13 protein-coding genes and 1 pseudogene are annotated in these 17,995 nt (G+C 53.9%); 5 read left to right on the forward strand and 9 right to left on the reverse strand.

From position 1 onward, the window contains the following. Positions 1 to 6: 6 nt before the first annotated feature. The 7 genes from ACR0NM_RS02195 to ACR0NM_RS02225 form a co-directional block, all read right to left on the reverse strand. Positions 7 to 1,629: a dihydroxyacetone kinase subunit DhaK gene (locus tag ACR0NM_RS02195; RefSeq protein WP_170626548.1), complete on the reverse strand. Its 1,623-nt coding sequence runs from the start codon at positions 1,627 to 1,629 to the stop codon at positions 7 to 9. 11 nt (positions 1,630 to 1,640) lie between these two features. Next, positions 1,641 to 2,633 carry an ABC transporter ATP-binding protein gene (locus ACR0NM_RS02200; RefSeq protein ID WP_170403462.1) on the reverse strand — a complete coding sequence of 331 codons (993 nt, stop codon included), beginning with the start codon at positions 2,631 to 2,633 and terminating at the stop codon, positions 1,641 to 1,643. Next, complete coding sequence (locus ACR0NM_RS02205; protein WP_170734706.1) at positions 2,626 to 3,723, reverse strand: ABC transporter ATP-binding protein; 1,098 nt, start codon at positions 3,721 to 3,723, stop codon at positions 2,626 to 2,628. The genes ACR0NM_RS02200 and ACR0NM_RS02205 overlap by 8 nt, the downstream gene beginning before the upstream one ends. 2 nt (positions 3,724 to 3,725) lie before the next feature. Then, positions 3,726 to 3,914 carry a hypothetical protein gene (locus ACR0NM_RS02210; protein WP_170399676.1) on the reverse strand — a complete coding sequence of 63 codons (189 nt, stop codon included), beginning with the start codon at positions 3,912 to 3,914 and terminating at the stop codon, positions 3,726 to 3,728. Beyond that, positions 3,911 to 4,849 carry a carbohydrate ABC transporter permease gene (locus tag ACR0NM_RS02215; protein WP_010442361.1) on the reverse strand — a complete coding sequence of 313 codons (939 nt, stop codon included), beginning with the start codon at positions 4,847 to 4,849 and terminating at the stop codon, positions 3,911 to 3,913. Before ACR0NM_RS02215 ends, ACR0NM_RS02210 begins: the two co-directional genes overlap by 4 nt. Further along, positions 4,846 to 5,793: a carbohydrate ABC transporter permease gene (locus ACR0NM_RS02220; protein WP_480613019.1), complete on the reverse strand. Its 948-nt coding sequence runs from the start codon at positions 5,791 to 5,793 to the stop codon at positions 4,846 to 4,848. The genes ACR0NM_RS02215 and ACR0NM_RS02220 overlap by 4 nt, the downstream gene beginning before the upstream one ends. 79 nt (positions 5,794 to 5,872) lie before the next feature. Continuing rightward, positions 5,873 to 7,192: an extracellular solute-binding protein gene (locus ACR0NM_RS02225; RefSeq protein WP_170399683.1), complete on the reverse strand. Its 1,320-nt coding sequence runs from the start codon at positions 7,190 to 7,192 to the stop codon at positions 5,873 to 5,875. Positions 7,193 to 7,591: 399 nt separating this feature from the next. Here ACR0NM_RS02225 and ACR0NM_RS02230 point away from each other — a divergent pair, with 399 nt between their 5' ends. Together ACR0NM_RS02230 and ACR0NM_RS02235 are read left to right on the forward strand one after the other, a co-directional pair. Continuing rightward, positions 7,592 to 8,371 (forward strand): MOSC domain-containing protein, encoded by a 780-nt coding sequence (locus ACR0NM_RS02230; RefSeq protein WP_170399685.1) that lies wholly within the window; start codon positions 7,592 to 7,594, stop codon positions 8,369 to 8,371. Positions 8,372 to 8,814: 443 nt separating this feature from the next. Then, positions 8,815 to 9,437 (forward strand): annotated as a pseudogene (locus tag ACR0NM_RS02235) (IS6 family transposase); the annotation flags it as partial. A 305-nt stretch (positions 9,438 to 9,742) separates the two neighbouring features. On the opposite strand, the gene ACR0NM_RS02240 reads toward ACR0NM_RS02235, so the two are convergent. Further along, positions 9,743 to 13,357, reverse strand: coding sequence for an autotransporter domain-containing protein (locus tag ACR0NM_RS02240; RefSeq protein ID WP_480613022.1), 3,615 nt, complete (start codon positions 13,355 to 13,357; stop codon positions 9,743 to 9,745). A 352-nt stretch (positions 13,358 to 13,709) separates the two neighbouring features. Then, positions 13,710 to 14,612, reverse strand: coding sequence for a LysR family transcriptional regulator (locus ACR0NM_RS02245; protein WP_480613024.1), 903 nt, complete (start codon positions 14,610 to 14,612; stop codon positions 13,710 to 13,712). Between the two features lie 107 nt (positions 14,613 to 14,719). On the opposite strand from ACR0NM_RS02245, the gene ACR0NM_RS02250 reads away from it, so the two are divergent. The 3 genes from ACR0NM_RS02250 to ACR0NM_RS02260 are packed head-to-tail and all read left to right on the forward strand — an operon-like array spanning position 14,720 to position 17,832. Further along, positions 14,720 to 15,343 carry a glutathione S-transferase family protein gene (locus ACR0NM_RS02250; RefSeq protein WP_480613026.1) on the forward strand — a complete coding sequence of 208 codons (624 nt, stop codon included), beginning with the start codon at positions 14,720 to 14,722 and terminating at the stop codon, positions 15,341 to 15,343. Between the two features lie 12 nt (positions 15,344 to 15,355). After that, on the forward strand, positions 15,356 to 15,832 hold the full coding sequence (locus tag ACR0NM_RS02255; protein WP_480613028.1) for a nuclear transport factor 2 family protein: 477 nt from the start codon (positions 15,356 to 15,358) through the stop codon (positions 15,830 to 15,832). A 26-nt stretch (positions 15,833 to 15,858) separates the two neighbouring features. Next, positions 15,859 to 17,832 carry a pyridoxamine 5'-phosphate oxidase family protein gene (locus ACR0NM_RS02260; RefSeq protein ID WP_480613030.1) on the forward strand — a complete coding sequence of 658 codons (1,974 nt, stop codon included), beginning with the start codon at positions 15,859 to 15,861 and terminating at the stop codon, positions 17,830 to 17,832. Positions 17,833 to 17,995: the final 163 nt, after the last annotated feature.

Genomic DNA, 17,995 nt, shown 5'->3' on the forward strand with positions numbered 1-17,995 from the left:
TGTTCTTCAGCCCTCAATCTCCCGCGCTAAGCCTTCAAACAACAAAGCAACAGCCTCAGCGCCGGGATCGTTATGTCCAACAAGGTTTTCTTCGGGAACATAGGCTGCGCGGCCTGCCTTAGCACGTCGAATATTTGCGGTGTTGTTCGCGCCTTTGCGGGCAGCCTCGGCCGCGTGCGTCAGACCAGATGGCAGCGCGGCAAGTGCCGGTGCTAGGGCGTCAATCATTGTCCTGTCACCGACCTTGGCACCCCCAACCTGGCTGACGCGATTCAGTCCTTCGACGAGAGATTTCGGTACCGATGCTCCGCTCGCACAGGCATCTCCAGCTGCGTTGAAGAAGATTGCGAGTATCACGCCGGAAGAACCACCCATTGTCTGACTTAACTCATTGCCCAACGCCGGAAACAGTTGTGTCAGATCAGCAAGCGGCATGCGGTCAAGGCTACCTTGCAATGCTCTTGCGGCAGTCGCCAATGTGCTTCCTGTATCGCCATCTCCAGATTTCGCGTCCAGTTCGTTGAGGTTCTTCTCTGCGTTGATGAGCAGTTCAGACAACCGGGTGATCGTTTCCCTTGTGGTGGGATTGTTCGAAGGAATTGGATCGATAGGGGTCAGGCCATCAGGCAATGGGGCCACTTTGATCGGGCCGATGGAATCGACCCCGGGCCATGCGGCCAGATCAACGGGTGTTTCAAGGGCTGACAAATCGTCCTGATCCACAGGCAGAATGGAAACCGAAAACCCGTGCATATCCAGCGACGTCATCATGGGTGCCGGGCCAATGATATGGTGGGCAAAACCAGTTTCGGACAACGCATGCGTAAGGACAGCCATTTCTAGCGGAGTTGTAGAACCCAGGTTGTTGACCAACGCCACGCAATCCCCGGACCCCACCCTTTGCTTCAGCTTCTCCACCACTGTGGACATAGCCGATACAGCATTTGAGAACTCGACTTGCTGTACACCGGGCTCGCCATGAATACCCAAGCCAAGCTCTGCTTTCCCGGGGGCGATCCGGTCTTCTTTTGGAGATCCCGGAACGGTACAGGTGTCCAAGCTCATACCGATGCTGACAACCTTCGCAATGGTGCTTCTTGCAGCATTTGTAACGGTGTCTAGGTCAGCACCGTCTTCAGCAAGCGCTCCGGCGATTTTGTGAACGAACAACGTACCCGCCACGCCACGTGGTTGCGGAAGATCGGGCAGGGCGATGTCATCGTCGACAACGACCATCTCTACCTTGCGGCCCAATGCACGGGCGCGTTCAGCTGCCAGTCCAAAGTTCAACCGATCACCGGTGTAATTTTTGACGATAAGCAGGCACCCAGCCTCACCCGTGACCGCAAGAATGCCCGCCAGAACCGCCTCGACTGACGGGGATGCAAACACTTCCCCGCACACCGCGGCTGTCAGCATACCGGCGCCAACAAAACCTGCATGGGCGGGTTCGTGACCAGACCCCCCGCCAGAAACCAGGGCGACCTTCGACTTGTCCCAATCCGACCTGTAAACAACCTTGATGTGCGGGTAACCGTCCAACCGGGTCAGTTGCCCTCCGGAAGACGCCAGAAGACCGTCTATGGCCTCTGTAACCAAAGTTTCTTTTGTGTTGAGGAACTGGGCCATGCTTTTGCTCCTTAATTCACGCGCGCGCCGGACGCGTCAAAATACAACGGGTTGTGTGGGCGAATTTTTATAAGTTTTCCAGATGGATAATCCTGATGTACATCAATCAAGGTCACAACCGGGTGACCGTTCAGGTCCAGGTGTAGCCGCGTTTGATCCCCCAGATGCTCTGCGCGTATTACCCGCGCTTCGCTGCCTTCTCCTTCGATGATGTTTTCCGGGCGAAGACCTATTTGCGGACCTTTGTGATTGCCTCCGAACAGCTCGGAAGGCAGAATGTTGATCCGCGGCAGTCCCAACCGGCTGGCGACATAAACGCTACCGGGGTTTTCATAGATGTCCCGGGGTGTTCCGTACTGAACCAGCCTGCCGTTCTCCAAAACGCCGATATGCGTCGCCATTGTCATGGCTTCGACTTGATCATGGGTCACGTATAGCAAGGTCGATCCCAGATCCGCCTGAATTCTTTTTAATTCGACCCGCAAATCCGCCCGAAGCTTGGCGTCCAAAGAGCTGAGGGGTTCATCCATCAGAAATATCTGGGGGTCTCGCACCAGCGCTCGTCCAATTGAAACGCGCTGCATTTCACCGCCAGACAGTTCAGTCGCTTTGTTGTTCAACTTGTGCGGAATCTGGAGGATGTCCGCAACTTCGTTAACCTTCCTCTTGATCTCATCCTCTGGCGTCTTCAGGATCGGCGACCTCAGAGGAAAAGACAGGTTCTCCCGCACTGTCATATGCGGGTACAGTGAGTATTGCTGGAAAACCATAGCCACATCGCGCTGGGCTGGCGTTTCTATTCCAACATCCCGTCCAGCAATGCGAACGGTTCCAGAATCCAGTTTCTCAAGTCCGGATATCAATCTCAGCGTCGTTGTCTTTCCCGCGCCCGTTGGACCCAATAGCACCACAAAGGCGCCGTTGGGGATCGTCATTGAGATATCATCCACCGCCTTTAGATTGCCGAATGACTTCGAGATATTCTCTAAAACGACTTCAGCCATTACTTAGTACCTCGTCGTTCAGAGCGGACCTCAACGCGCGTCCGGTGGCCTTTTCAAACAGTGTTACTGAGGGTGAGCGGAACTCTAACCCCACCGTCTCGCCGGGATTTACGACTTCGCGCGCATCAATCCGGGCTTTCAGCTCTCCGTTCGGGCTTTGCAGCGTCACGATCTGGGTGGTTCCCAAATATTCTGTCGCCAGAACCTTGGCTCTGTAGGCGCTCGCATCCGATAGAAAAACATGCTCAGGGCGAACCCCAAAAACTAAGTCACCTTCCGCCCCCTCCATCAGTTTGGGCACGGCTTCGTCATGGCCATTTAGTCGAACCATTTCCGAGTCAGGCGCGACCTTTCCTTGAAACGGCAGGAAGTTCATGGAAGGGGACCCGATAAAATCTGCAACGAACATTGTGGCTGGTTTGTCGTAGATTTCCTGAGGTGTGCCGAATTGCTCAATCACAGCGTTGTTCATCACTACGATCTTGTCGCCCATTTGCATGGCTTCCAACTGGTCGTGTGTCACGTAAACAGTGGTTGCGCCCATACGGTCATGAAGCGCGCGTAACTCTTCGGCCATGTGTTCTCGAAACTCGGCATCTAAGGCACCCAACGGTTCGTCCATCATGAATGCCTTGGGTTCGCGAACGATCGCGCGGCCCAGCGCCACGCGCTGCCGGTCGCCACCCGACAGTCCACCTACCGGGCTATCGAGGATGTCGTTGATCCCCAGAATTCCCGCGACTTCTTCTACTTTGGCTTTTACAGCAGCACGCGGCATGCCCTGCGATATCAGGGGGTAGCTGATATTTTTGCGCACGTTCATGTGGGGATACAGCGCAAACATCTGGAACACGAATGCAATGTCTCGCTCTGATGGGGGTCGCTGGCTGATTTCTTCGCCGTCGAGATAGATCTCACCCGATGTTGGAAGCTCCAAGCCTGCGATCATCCTCAGCGTCGTTGTTTTGCCGCAGCCCGATGGACCAAGCAGCATGAAGAATTCACCATCTTCAATCGTGAACGAGCTTTCCCGCACAGCGGTGAAATCGCCGAACATCTTCTTTACGTTTTTGACAACGATCTGGGCCATTTCTACTCCGGAAAATGGCTGACGATGATGAACATGACAGTTCCGATCAGCGTAACGATGAAGGAATAAGTGAACGCCCAAAGGACGAACGGTTGCATCAGCATAAATACGCCGACCGCGATGAGGATGGTCGCGACCATCTCCCATGGGCCTCGGCGAAAACGCATTAATCCTGATAGAAACTCGCTCATTTGCGCACCGCTCCGAATGTGATCCCGCGCAGCAGGTGTTTGCGCATCAGGATGGTGAAAATCATGACCGGAATCAGGAAGATCGTGGCACCAGCCGCAACTGCAGGCCAATCCAGCCCACCGATCCCGATGATGGTGGGAATAAAGGGCGGCGCGGTCTGCGCATTCGCGGATGTCAGCAACACGGCAAACGCATACTCGTTCCATGCAAAGATAAGGCAGAAGATCGCTGTCGAAGCGATACCCGTCGCAGCCTGCGGCAGTACAACTTTGTAAAACGCCTGAAACCGCGTGTAGCCGTCTATTAGTGCCGCTTCCTCGTACTCTCGCGGGATTTCGTCGATGAACCCTTTCAGCAGCCAAACAGCCAACGAGATGTTCACACCCGTATAGAGAAGGATCATCCCCAAATGCGTGTCGCTTAGACCGAGGTTTCTGAACATCAGGAAGATTGGGATCGCAACGGCGACCGGGGGCATCATTCTCGTGCTGAGGATGAAGAACAGAAGGTCATCCTTGAGCGGCACCTTGAAACGGCTGAATGCATAAGCAGCCAAGGTGCCAAGGAAGATGCTTAGGAACGTCGAGCCAAATCCGATGATAACCGAATTCATAAAGCGCTCACCGAATTTGGATGGTCCGACAATCACCATGTCATATTGGCGCACGATCTCATCGGCCCAGTTCTGTGGCGGGTTGGCTTCCAGGAACTCCTGCGTCTGCCGTGTGCGAGTGGTGAAGAGATTGACATAGCCTTCTAGCGTTGGATCAAAGACAACCTTGGGTGGGTAGCTGATCGCATCGGCTGGAGACTTGAAGCCAGTTAGCAAAATCCAAACCAGCGGGATCATCGTGATCAGCGCATAGGTGATAACCAGAAACCCGGCGATCCACTTTGAACGGTTCGAAGGTTCGGTGACGGAAAAACTGCTCATCTCTGTTTCACCTTGTTCAGGGCTTTGACGTAGATCGACGCGAGGCCGAACACGGTGACGAAAAGGATGATCGCATAAGCCGAGGCATAACCCGTGCGCCATTTCTCAAAGGCTTCGCGCTTCAAATTGATGGAGGTCAGCTCCGTAACAGACCCTGGCCCGCCGCCCGTCAGTTGCACCACCAGATCGAACATCTTGAAGTTCTCGATCCCTCTAAACAGCACCGCCAACATGAGGAATGGCAGGACCATCGGGATGGTAATCGTAAAGAACTGGCGCAGCTTGCTGGCCCTGTCGATCTCAGCTGCCTCGTAGATGTAATCGGGAATACTGCGCAGCCCGGCCAGACAGATGAGCATCACGAAGGGGGTCCACATCCAGGTGTCGACAATCACGATGGACCAGGGCGCCAGCGTTACGGACCCGAGCATCTCAAAGCTCGACGGGTCTTTGCCGGTAAACCACGATACGATGTAGTTAAACAGGCCGATCTGAGGCTGATAGAGAAACTTCCAGAAGTTTCCGACAACGGCCGGGGACAGCATCATCGGCAGCACGATGATCGTGGTCCAAAGATCATTGCCCTTGAATTTCTTGTTGATCAACCACGCCAGAGTAAATCCGATCAGGACTTGAAAAAAAATCGTCCAGAACAGGAAATGTGCGGTGGCCTGCATGTTCAGCCATGTGTCCGTGTCTGTCAGGATACGCTCGTAATTCCTGAGCCCGACATCTTTGACTTCACGGCCGATCCGGTTGGCCTTGTAGTTGGTAAAGCTCAGTTGGATGGTCCAGATCAAAGGGAAGATATTGATCGCCAGCAGTAGAAATATCGTTGGGGAGATGAATACCCAGGCGATCGCGCGATCGGATAGCCCTCGAATTTTTCGCGCAACTCGCTCTGGCGTTGCCTGCGCAACGCGATCTACGGTCCTGTCAGACATCTCTTTGCCAGTTCTTGTTGGTTTAGGACTCACGGGTGAAGGTAGAGCGGGTTTGCACCCGCTCCTGCCTGTGTCCGGACTAAAGCTTGCCTTCGTCTTCGAAGACTTCCGTCCAATCTTCGATCAGAAGATCAAGCGCTTCTTGAGCTGTGCCTTGGTCGGCAACCACGTAGTCGTGGATGCGCTTCTGCATTGCCAGCAGCAGTTCCGCGTAGGCAGGCTCTTGCCAGAAATCCTGCACCCCGGCCATTGCTTCCAGGAAGTCACCGGCGAACGGTTGGCTGTCTACGAAACCAGGATCTTCCAGCACCGAATTATGTGCTGAGTAGCCGCCTAGTTCCCACCATTTGGCCTGAACTTCTGGCTGCGCGAACCACTTAATGTACTCAAGCGCGGCGTCCTGTTTGTCAGAGTAGCTGACAACAGAGATACCTTGTCCGCCCAGTGTCGAGCCTGCCTGATTTTGTGGTGGGTTCACGAAGAAGTCGATCTTGTCACCACCGGTATTGGGATCGGCATAGAGACCTGGGAAGAACGCAAACCAGTTCATAGCCATGGCGACCTGACCGGACTTAAAGGCGTCCAAGCTCTCGCCCATGTAGGAGTTTGTGTATCCTGGGGGTGTCGCTGTTTTGTAGAATTCTTTGTAAAACTCTAGTGCTTCGACTGCTTCGGGCGAGTTTACGGCACCCTCCATATCGTAGGATCCTGGTGTGTTTTCATATTTGAAGCCCCACGGATAGAGCGCTCCGGTCACACCCATGGTGATCCCTTCGGAACCGCGCTCAGTAAAGATCGCCGCACCGTAGACCGTCTTTCCATCGATCTCACGACCCTGGAAAAACTGCGCGATTTGCAGCAATTCTTTCTGAGACTGAGGTTCACGCAAATCTTGCCCTGTTGCTTCCTTGTACGCAGCTTGGATGTCCGGATTCTCGAACCAGTCCTTGCGATAGAACCAGCCGTTTGCATCCCCCATTGCGGGCAATGCGTAGTAGTTCGGAGTACCTTTAGGCCATGTCGAATAGGCGTAAACCGTTGCCGGCGCGAAATCGTCCATGCTGATACTCTCGGCATCGAAGAAATCATTCAGTTTTACATAATGACCGTTTTCAGCGCCCCCGCCGATCCACTGACTATCTCCGATCAACAGGTCGCAGAGCTTCCCGCCGGAGTTCAGCTCGTTCAGCATCCGGTCGGCAAAGTTTGGCCATGGAACAAATTCGAAGTTCATCGTGTGGCCGGATTCTGCTTCGAATTCTTTTGATAGCTCAACAAGCGCGTTGGCCGGGTCCCATGCAGCCCAACAGAGCGTCAGGTCTTCAGCATTTGCCTTGGTAGAAAGAGTAGTAGCGGCAAGGACTATTGCGCTGGCCGAAGCCAGTTTTGTGTAAGTCATCCATTCCTCCCTTTTTTGCGCCGTCATTCGAGGATGTGCGAATCGCGGCATGTCTATAAGGCTATTTGAGGTACGCACCTCAAGTCCAGAAATATTTGAGGTTCGTACCTCAAAAAGGCGGAGAGGAACGTTCAATTTGCTTCTTAGTCGTTGATTATATGAGAATTTGTTTATTTTTCTTGATACGCATCTATTCTCGTCAGCGAGGTATTAAATGGCTCTATCGACTAAAATTGGCACAGCCTACAATCGCGGCCATCATGCGGCCAACGCGTTTAGCGAACCCTCTGCTGAAGCACTCACAGATTATTTGGTCGATACCTTTGAGAATTGGAGGTAGCGTCGAATAGCGCGGACCACTCGGGAACGTGTATAACTCGTTTGGTCAGGTGCAGACGTATGAACACACTCTCTATCGTCAGATTGAACCGCTATCCAATTAAAGGATTGAGTGCCGAGCCTATGCAAACCGTGACGCTGCGAGCAGGGGAGGGGATTCCAGGTGATCGCCTTTTCGGGTTCGCGCGCTACAACTCCGGATTTAACGCACAGAACCCTCAGCCTCTGCCGAAAGATCGCTTTGTTGTTCTATTAAATGAGGCTGCTCTGGCAGGTGTTAAGACGAATTTTGATATTGAGACCCAAGATCTTGTGATCAAAGCGAGCGGCAAAACACACAGCTTTAACATGCAAGCTGCAGAAGATCGGAAAAATGCGTCAAATTTCCTTTCTTCAGAGATCGGCTTAAAAGATCCCGAACCGCCAATATTCGTTTCGTCGGCTCCTCATCGGTTTACAGATGTGTCTGTCGTATCACCCAAAATGATGAACGCGATATCCGTTTTAAATTTGGCGTCTGTGGAAAAGTTGGGTGAAAAACTGAACGCAGAAATCCACCCAGCGCGCTTCCGGGCGAATATCGAGATGGACGGTTTACCTCCGTTTTCTGAGTTGGATGAAGCTGGATCAGTTTTCAGATTTGGCGATGTTGAGTTAAAGATACTTTCACGTACGAAAAGGTGTGCAGCCACTGAAGTGAACCCGGAAACGGCCGAGCGGGACATGAAGATACCCTATCAAATTCGGGTGTTGATGGGTCATACGGACATGGGTGTCTATGTTGAGGTTGCTAAAGGCGGAACGTTGAGAGTCGGCCAAACTGGGGAAATCTTAAATTGAATGTTACTCACACCGCCAAAGTAGCAACCCCGGGCGGTTTGTCCCGCGTTCTCTCAAATGATTTGTGTCTACTCTCAGCAAAGCGGCGATTTCTGCCATTTGAGGCGTTACATCATTTCGCTTCGCAATGAGAAATTCTGCTACGACTTTTTGAACTTAGGAGGGCCTGTCGTGTACCGCGCTGAGTAGGACCTCCTCTGTCCCAAAACTGCATTGTAAAAAATCCGGCGTTCACCGGGCTGCAATCTTTGCACACTATATTGATATTGGGCTGCGACCTCGGGTCCTGCTTCCTTCAGAACGTAACCTATGGCAGCTTCCACGTTGAAAGCATGAAGATCGGGATTGCTGACGTCCATGGGAGAACATGGGTTCCGGTGTTGAAGTCGTTGAACAACCTCAATCTACCGATCAGTCCCGCGGTGCCTCTTTGTCCACCCGGCGTTGCGCTTCGGAATGTCGAAGATTTGTTGCACGCGCGAGGCATCGACGTGAGCCACGAAACTGTCCGGTATTGGTGGAACAGGTTTGGCCCAATGTTTGCTGCTGAGATCCGAAGAAAGCGTGTTCAGCTATTCAGAGCATACTCCAAATGGAAGGGCACGTGGACGAGGTTTTCGTGAAGGTGAATGGCAAGAGACACCACCTCTAGCGGGCCGTCGATCATGAGGGCGAAGTGCTCGAAGCAATCGTTACCAAACGTCGAAACAAAGCAGCAGCACTGAAATTCCCCAAGAAATTGATGTAGCGATACGGTAAAGCGGAAACCGTCGTCACGGATCGCTTCGCATCGTACCGGGCCGCTCTTGGAGAGCTTGGCGCTACCGAAAAACAACAGACGGGCATGTGGCTTAACAACCGAGTCGAGAATTCACACCTTCCTTTCCGACGGCGTGAACGCGCCATGCAACGTTTCGTGCGCATGCGAAGTCTGCAGAAATTCGCCGCCGTCCATTCCTCCGTATACAACCACTTCAAACAGGAAAGATCGCTAGCCAGCCGAGACACCGTCAAGCTGACCCGCGCCGCTGCTCTTAGCGAGTGGCGTCAACTTTGTTCCGGGTAGGTTCGCGGTTTCCGTGGCAAACTGAGACTGGTTCGAATTCGTCTGACAGCACTTTGGTCCCGAAGGGCGGGAAGCTGACATTCTCTGCAGTTGCAAACCTATCCGGTAGCGGAGGCGAAATCCGACCTTCGCGGTCGACGCCTACGGCTAGATTCGAAAATACAAAAAAGCCCCTGTGATTTCGTAGGCGTAGATGGCTTGGATGTGCGTGACGAAACTAAACAGACGCTCCCATGTTAAGGCAGTCAGTTTGAAGAGGCTGTTAATAACCAACATTTGACCAAACAATACGGCAATTCGTTGGTTTAGAACCTTATGGAAGCCGTGAGTTCTCCGACAACACTGGATCCACCACCAAAGGTTGATTGAAACTCGCCGCTGAAGCCTATCGATCGGTTTCCATCTGCAGAGGTATGTTCAAGCGTAAAGCCAAGAAACCCTGCAGCTGCATCTTCTGTTGAAGCTACGAAAGAAAAGGGTGTCGCTGCTACGATTGCGTCCACATCGTCGGATCCTGCATCAAAAGTTGCATCTACTCCAACGGCCCAGTTCAGGTAGGTACTCGATCCATTTGCGGCCTCGTAGAGGCGGGGCAAGTTCAATTGAGCCCGCGTGTTGAACAGCGAAACGTTCCGATCTTCGACAGTCAGCGGATACGCGGTTCCTGTTTCGGAATATTCATCAAGTTTCAGAAAGACATAGCTTGCGCGTGCACTGAAGAAGGCAGGAATTGGCAAGGCGTTGATGGGTGCCGAGATCGAGAGCGATGGCGAAACGAACGTGCCGTCAAAATCGCCTTTCGCTTCGCCGCCATCAACGTTTCGGGTCGCTTCATTGTCGGTTACGCCAGCAAGAAGCGCTGCGTTGAGGCTGTATCGTCCGTAGTCCCTTTCGAGGTAGACGCCCCCAAAATATGACGTGATATCGGTATCTCCTGCGTCTTGATCCAGCGAGACATGGCTGTCGTCATATCCGACAAGAACACCAAAATCGCTGTTATCGATGAATTCATTCGTCTCGGCACCAACTACGAAACCGTACATACGATGGCTGAATCCAAGATTTGAACCGTCTTCTTCAACATCGCGATCTCCTCCGAAGGCTGAACCCCAGACATATGGGCCGTTATCCTGTTCAACATACCCGAAAGGACCCAGGTTTCTGCTAACCTGGCCACCGGACGAGCCGGACGCATAGGGGCTGGCGGTGTCAATCGTATTGAACACCGCGTCGGTGAGATCGCTGATAAAGGTACCTTGGGCCGCGAATCCCGTCGTATCCACCGAAACCGCAGTGAGGCCATTGTTGGCCACAACGCCGGCCCCTTCAAAATTGACGACTTCGGGGGCGGACGCGAGGTCATTATCGTCACCCGATGCATCAGCAAAATTTACAACCGAATTCATCCCGCGCGCAAAGTTCAACGTGTCAATGTCATTCGGGTTCGTGCCCCCCATGCCATCGTTGCCATTGCCGAAATCGACCGATCCGTTCAGAATCGAGCCGGGCTCGAGATTCAACGTGTCGTTCCCGTCGCCGCCATATACGATGGAAAAGCCTTCTCGACCGGTGATGCGGGCGGAGTTTGTGATTATTGCAGCGGCGTTGTTGTCGCGATCTTCGATCTCGATACCGTATTCGAACGCATCAATATTTCCGGTGTTCACAATGGTGATCGAACCGGCTCCGTCCACGTCCACTTCAATCCCGTTATTGTCCAGCGAACGCAACGCCCCGCTATTGGTCACACGGGCATCGCCGTCACCGTTTAGTTCGATATCGATCGCGTCGGAATCGGCGGTGAGCTGGGCAGAGTTCACAATGCTGACTTCGCCGCTTCCCTCGACATCCACTTCGATCGCATCGTCTTCGCGAGAGGTTATCCGCCCCGAGTTTCTAATGAAGACATCGCCATCTCCGAAGATTTCGGCGTCAATTCCCTCGTCGTTTCTGGCGATTATGGATGCAGCGTTTGTAATGCTTATGTTGCCGTTCTCGGTTACATGGGCGAAGATTCCGTCAACTTCGGCATCGATGGTACCGGATGCCGAAATAGTAACATCGCCGTTTCCGTCTATTTCAGCGTTAATGCCATCAATATTGTCCGCCGCAATTTCACCCGACGCTTCAACCGAGATGTTTCCGTCGCCAGCAACAAAGCTGCGGATCCCGTGTTCGCTTGCTTCGATATCACCGTTCATCGTGATCGAGATGTCGCCGTCACCATCAACTTCGGCTTCGATGCCGTCATCCGAACCGGCGCGGATATCACCTGTGACCTGAATGTTGATATCACCGGAATCCTCGGCATCAGCGTCAATGCCGATCGCATCGCCAGTGATATTGCCCACCACAGTGACGTCAATCACGCCTCCGGGGCTGCCGGTTTCCACATCAATTGCATCGCTATCGAGGGATTGGACGTCGCCCGTCACATTGACGGTCACATTCCCGTCCTCCGCGTCAGCAAAGATCGCATGTTCTTCTTCAGCAGAAATGTTGCCGTTGGAATTGACCGTTACGTTGCCTGTTCCATTTGCTACGCCGTAAATCCCGTATTCTCTGCCAGTAATATCCCCGATGCTGTCGACGACGACATCACCAGCGCCATTCACCGTGGCGTTGATACCGTCGCCCGCTGCTGCGCCGCTGACATCGCCCCGGTTCGAAATTGTAATGTCGCCATCATTGGTCAGAAGCGCGCGGATGCCGTCCCTTGCGGACGAAATATTGCCCGACGAAGTGACGTTGATATCTCCGTCTCCACCCCTTTGGCGGGCAAAGATGCCATCAGCGTTGTTGCTAGCTGTTGTGATATTTCCGGTCGAGCGGATCGTGATATCGCCATCACCGTCGTCTTGCCGTGCAAAGATCCCGCGGGCGTTATTTCCAGAAGTCGAGAGGTTGCCCTCGGATTCAACTGTGATATCCCCATCGCCGCCATTTTGACGCGCCAAGACGGCGTTCGCGTTGTTTCCTTCTGTTGTGATGTTTCCGGTTGATTGGATCGCGACATCGCCATCGTCATCGCTTTGCTGTCCAAGTATACCGCCAGAGTTGTTTCCAGCCGTTGAGATATTGCCATTCGACACCACCGAGACACCCCCTTCGCCGCCACTCTGAAGAGCGGTGATGCCTGTTGATCGATTTCGAATTGTGCTGATATCGCCCGCTGAGTTGACCGATACCGTGCCGTCTCCACCGTCCTGATTGGCGTAGATTCCGTCTGAACGGCTGCCCGATGTGCTTATACGACCCGCTGAAACCACTGACACATCGCCATCACCACCTTGTTGAGTAGCGCCGATACCGGCGCTTCTGCTGGGTCCGGATGTCGTGATATTGCCGGTCGAGTTAACCGAAATGGCACCGTCACCCTCAAGATCGGATCGAATGCCAAAGGATCGACGTCCGTCGGTTGCAATTTCGCCCGTCGATGTGATCGAAACATCCCCGTCGCCGTCCGCATCCACAACAATCCCATCCGCGCCGTTCCCCGTCGTGACAATGCCGTCGGTTCCATTCGTCTGGATGTTAAGGGTTACGTTACCTGTTGGTGTGCTGAAAGCCACTCCGTCTGTTCCACCGCCTGGTGCAATTCCCGGAGCAGTCACGTTATTGATATTGAGCGTTTCGATTGCCGGCCCGTTTGCCTGAACACCCGTTGAAACATCTCCCGTACAGGTGGCGAGGTCACCCGCAACACTGCACGGACCGTTTGATGGGGGAACAACCGTTTGCGCGATCGAAGGAGTTGCCACTCCAATCGATGCACCCAAACCTATCGCACCGGCAGCAACTGGAGCAGCGAAAGCGCGATATGCAGCGGATTTTCCTTGATGGTATTTGCTCGTCTGCGCTTTGGAAAGTGCCGCTGTACGACGGCGCGCTTTGCGGTTCAAACCGCTTACTCGTAACATCTTGTTCACCCCTTAAGAGTGGTCTGGAAACCACCGCAACTTTTTTGCGCGAAAACCTCCGCGTATTTGTTAGCAGCAAAAAAAAGATGGCTTTTTGATGTTCCGATTAACGATATATTAACGAATTTCGGACTGGTCTTTTGTATGATGCAATTTGATCACATGCATGCTCTGAAAAAACCGGCCAGCGGCAGCTCCCTACTTGGATCCGACGGAATGATAGAATTATTCAAATAACCTCCATCTGTCTGCATGAATGCCAAACGGGTTTAGAACTCGTGCCCACTCGAATTTCTGCTGAGCGCTCTTAGCGCAGAACTTCGGATACACGTCGAATGTCTGCAACGGGCCGTCAGCGCTTTCCATCAGGACATAAAGTCGTGTCGCCTGCTAGGTGATCCAGAAGCGCGCGCACCCGAGTTGTAATGCGCCTGTTCTGTGGAAATAATGCAGCGACGACATATGGCGACACCCGGTTCTCCGGAAACAGCTCGACCAGATCGCCGGACCGTAAGGCATCTGCGACTGTATATGCCGGGCACCGTGCGATGGCGGCGCCTTGTTCAGCAAGGCGAGCCGACGCAGCGGGAGCATTCATTCGGAAGCGTCCAGTCACTTGGACAGCCTCTTCTTGGCCGCCGAACTCGAACCTCCACACTGTAGGCTCTGTCATATTGCCATCGAGGATGCACTCATGTTTGGCCAGTGCCCGGGGATGGTCCGGGCGCCCTGCGCGTTCCAAATAGGTGGGTGAGGCACAGACAACCAAGGGCATGCGGCCCAATTGCCGAACCTTGAGCGAGCTGTCCCGCATTGGGCCAATCCTGACAGCAAGGTCGAGGCCTTCTTCAACAATCGACGCTCTGCGATCAGAAAACTTCAGATCGAGCTCTACATGGGGGTGTTTCTCAGCGAATTTGGCGAGCGAAGGTACCAACCGCAATGCGCCAAACCCCGTTGGCGCCGAGATATGGATCACACCGCGAAGGGACGCCTGCTCATTTCTGACCCTGTCTTCGAGTTCGTCGAACCCGTCGAGAAGCGGCTCGCACAACATCAGGTATGTTGCACCCGCATCTGTCAACGACACGCTGCGGGTCGTGCGATTGAGCAGCTGTACACCAAGCGCGTTTTCCAGATCAGCGACGTACTTACTGACCAAACGCGCAGACCGCCCCATGCGCTGCGCAGCGACGGTGAACGACATGTTCTTTGCAACCAGCGCAAAGGCCCGCATGCGGTCTATCTTGTCCATCCCATTGCGCCTTCTGAGGGCTTAAAGTTCGTCAAATATAGGAGATTATCATCAAGAAGCGCAATGTGTATTGCTTGTTCAACACCTGCAACCAACCGGAGAAACCCATGTCCAACGCTGTTCGTATTCACCATTTCGCCAAATCTGGCCATGCACACCGCGCTTTGGTCTTTGCGAAACTTGCCGGGATTGCACATGAGGTTGTTCCCGTCGATCTAGCAGCTGGCGCGCATAAGTCGCCTGAATTTCTTGCCATGAACCCAAATGGGCAAGTGCCCGTCCTTGAGGATGGCGAGGTTGTTGTGTCCGACTCGAACGCGATTCTTGTCTATCTTGCGCGGACATATGCGCCTGATTGGATACCAAGTGATGCGGTCGGAGAAGCAAATGTGCAGCGTTGGCTCACTTTAGCGGCTGGAGAGATTGCGTTTGGTTCCTGCGCTGCGCGGTTGATCACCGTCTTTGGCGCGCCGCTGGACCCGAACTTTGCAGCCGCGACTGCGGAAAAAGCGATGCAGAAACTGGAGCGTGGTCTCACGGGTCGCGACTGGCTCGTTGGCGAGCAGCCCACCATCGCTGACGTGGCTAGCTACTCCTATACGGCACACGCGCCGGAGGGGAATGTCTCTCTCGAGCCATACCCGAATGTCCGTGCCTGGCTCGCTCGGTTTGAGGCCTTGCCCGGTTTTGAAGCGATGCCGGCGACGGCTGTTGGTCTTGTTGCAGAGTGAAAGGGCAAACCCATGGCGACCGAAGCCCAACGGCATCCTTTGCCACCGTTCTCAAAAGAAACCGCCATTCAAAAGGTGCGCCTGGCTGAGGACGGCTGGAACGGCCGGGATCCGGCCAAGGTCGCGCTGGCCTACACGCCGGACAGCAAGTGGCGCAACCGGATCGAGTTTCCCCAAGGGCGCGATCAGATTGAGGAGTTCTTGACCCGGAAATGGGCCAAGGAACTGGACTACCGTCTGATCAAAGAGCTTTGGGCACATGACGGCAATCGCATCGCGGTCCGCTACGCCTATGAGTACCACGATGACGGCGGAAACTGGTTCCGGGCCTATGGCAATGAAAATTGGGAGTTCGACAAGGATGGCTACATGGAACGCCGGTTCGCCAGCATCAATGAACACCCCATCCAAGAGGCGGATCGAAAGTTCCGCTGGCCGCCGGGGCGCCGTCCGGATGACCACCCCGGTCTGAGCGATCTCGGGCTCTAGCGCGGCTCAGGTGAAAGGATCAAGCGATGGCACAGATACATAAATCGCACAGAGGTGAGTTGATGCTGCAAGAGCGGCGTCACACTCCCAAAGAGGTGAGCGATGGGATTCCGCACTACATCGAAAGCGACATGCCGAAACAGCATGCGGATTTCTTTGCGGGTCTGTCCTATTTGCCGCTCGCAACTCTTGATCGTAATGGGCGTCCGTGGGTCAGCCTTCTGGTTACACAATCAGACAGCGACCCTTCTGTTGGCATTCAGGTTGCGGGCCAGAACACCACGCATGTGGTCGCGGAAACCAATCCGCATGATCCCTTTGTGCGTGCTGTGAGCCAGGATCCCGCATCGGGCCTTGAAGCGCGGCTCTTTGCCGGGGTTGGGATCGATTTCGGTAACCGCCGACGAAACAAAATTGCGGGCTCCATACGTACCGCAGATGTCGAGGGCGAGGAGAAGATCAGGTTACAACTGTTGTCCGATCAGCACTTGGGGAACTGTCCAAAGTACATTACAGTCCGTTCCTTAGGGCACACGCGACGCAACCCTGAAATTATCCATGACGGCTTCGATGTGCACTCATCTGTGCTGTCGAATGAGGCCAAATCCGTCGTGGCGCGCGCCAGCACCTTGTTCTTGGCGACAAAACATACAAGCGATGCCACCACTGCAGGCGCTCAGACCGATATGGGCGTCAATCATCGCGGCGGCGCGCCCGGCTTTACCCGGCTCTACGAGGAGAACGACGGTGCGCGGGTTACGACCTATTTGGTTCTGCCCGATCATTCTGGCAATCGCTTCTACCAGTCGCTGGGCAATATCGAAACGGACCCGAAGGTTGGGCTGGTCTTTCCAGACTTTGAAACCGGTGAGATCCTCTACATTACGGGGGATGCTGAAAATCTGCTTGGGGATGACGCAGATGCGCTGATGCCGCGCGTGAGCCTGCTGACACGTATCAAGGTAACGGGCGCGGTTTTTGTGCGTGGAGGCCTAAACCTCAAGCTGGCATCAAAAGAGCAACTCTCCCCCTACAATCCGCCGGTCAAATATTTGCGCGCAGAGTTGGAGAAGATGGGGCATGCAATCAAGGCGCACGACGCCGCTATCCCGCTGACCGCCAAGCTTATCGCTACAAAACCCCTGTCCAGCACAATCAGTACCTTCGAATTCGAGTTGTCTGAGGCAATCAATGCCCCATTGCCTGGTGGCTTTGGCGTCTTTGACTTCTCCGACCTGGTGGACGCCGGATACAGCCACATGAACGAGACAAACCCTCAGCTTGTGAACGAGGACTACGTCCGCACATGGACGCTTTCCGGAGCGCCAAAGTTTGACGAAGAGAACAACGCGTTTCGCACGACCAATCGGATCAGTGTTACGGTCAAACGCAAACCAGGCGGTCTGATATCCAACCTCCTGCACAACAATGCGGAGAAGCTGATCACGTACAATCTTCCAGTTAAATTCAAGGGCACCGGAGCGGGCTTTTCCTGTTTTTCCGAAGTGGCTGAGGGCAGCCCCCCAAAGTTCCCAGCAAAGATGCTTTGGATCGCGGGTGGCGTTGGCATCACCCCGTTCATGGTGATGTGGGACGGACTCAAACAAGTGGTAGAGGCTTACCCGCAGGATCAGCCCATCGATATCGTGTTTCTGTTTTCCGGTCGGGACGATGACATTGCAGTTCTGCAGCACTTTGCGAAAAAAAACAGCTCTGTTTCGGACCAGGTGACACTACGTATTGTCGCGTTTCAAAGCGCAGGCAAAAACGCATTGGCTGCGAAATCCGCACGCGATGATCTGAACGCGACTTTCAGCGACCAGCCGCTGAAGATTGAGGAGCGACGCATGCAAAGCGAAGACGTTCAATCGGTCGCGCATCTCGGAATGCGAGATGTGTACATGTGCGGTCCTGAAGCTATGATGACCAGTACGGAGGCGGCGCTCAACGGGCTGGGCGTTAAGGAAGCAAGACGCCACCGCGAGACATTTGTGTTTTGATAGGGAGACAAAAAGCCTGCCCATGACGTCTCCGGGCAGCATAATCAACTCTATGATTGGGTGTTGGAAAGGTTTTCACCAAGTCGAAACGATACCGTTTTCCTCAGTGCTGTCCCGGATCGATGATCGCTATGTGGGCTGCACTCGCGGAAACTGATCGCTC

Source organism: Ruegeria sp. AF2 (assembly GCF_056542025.1).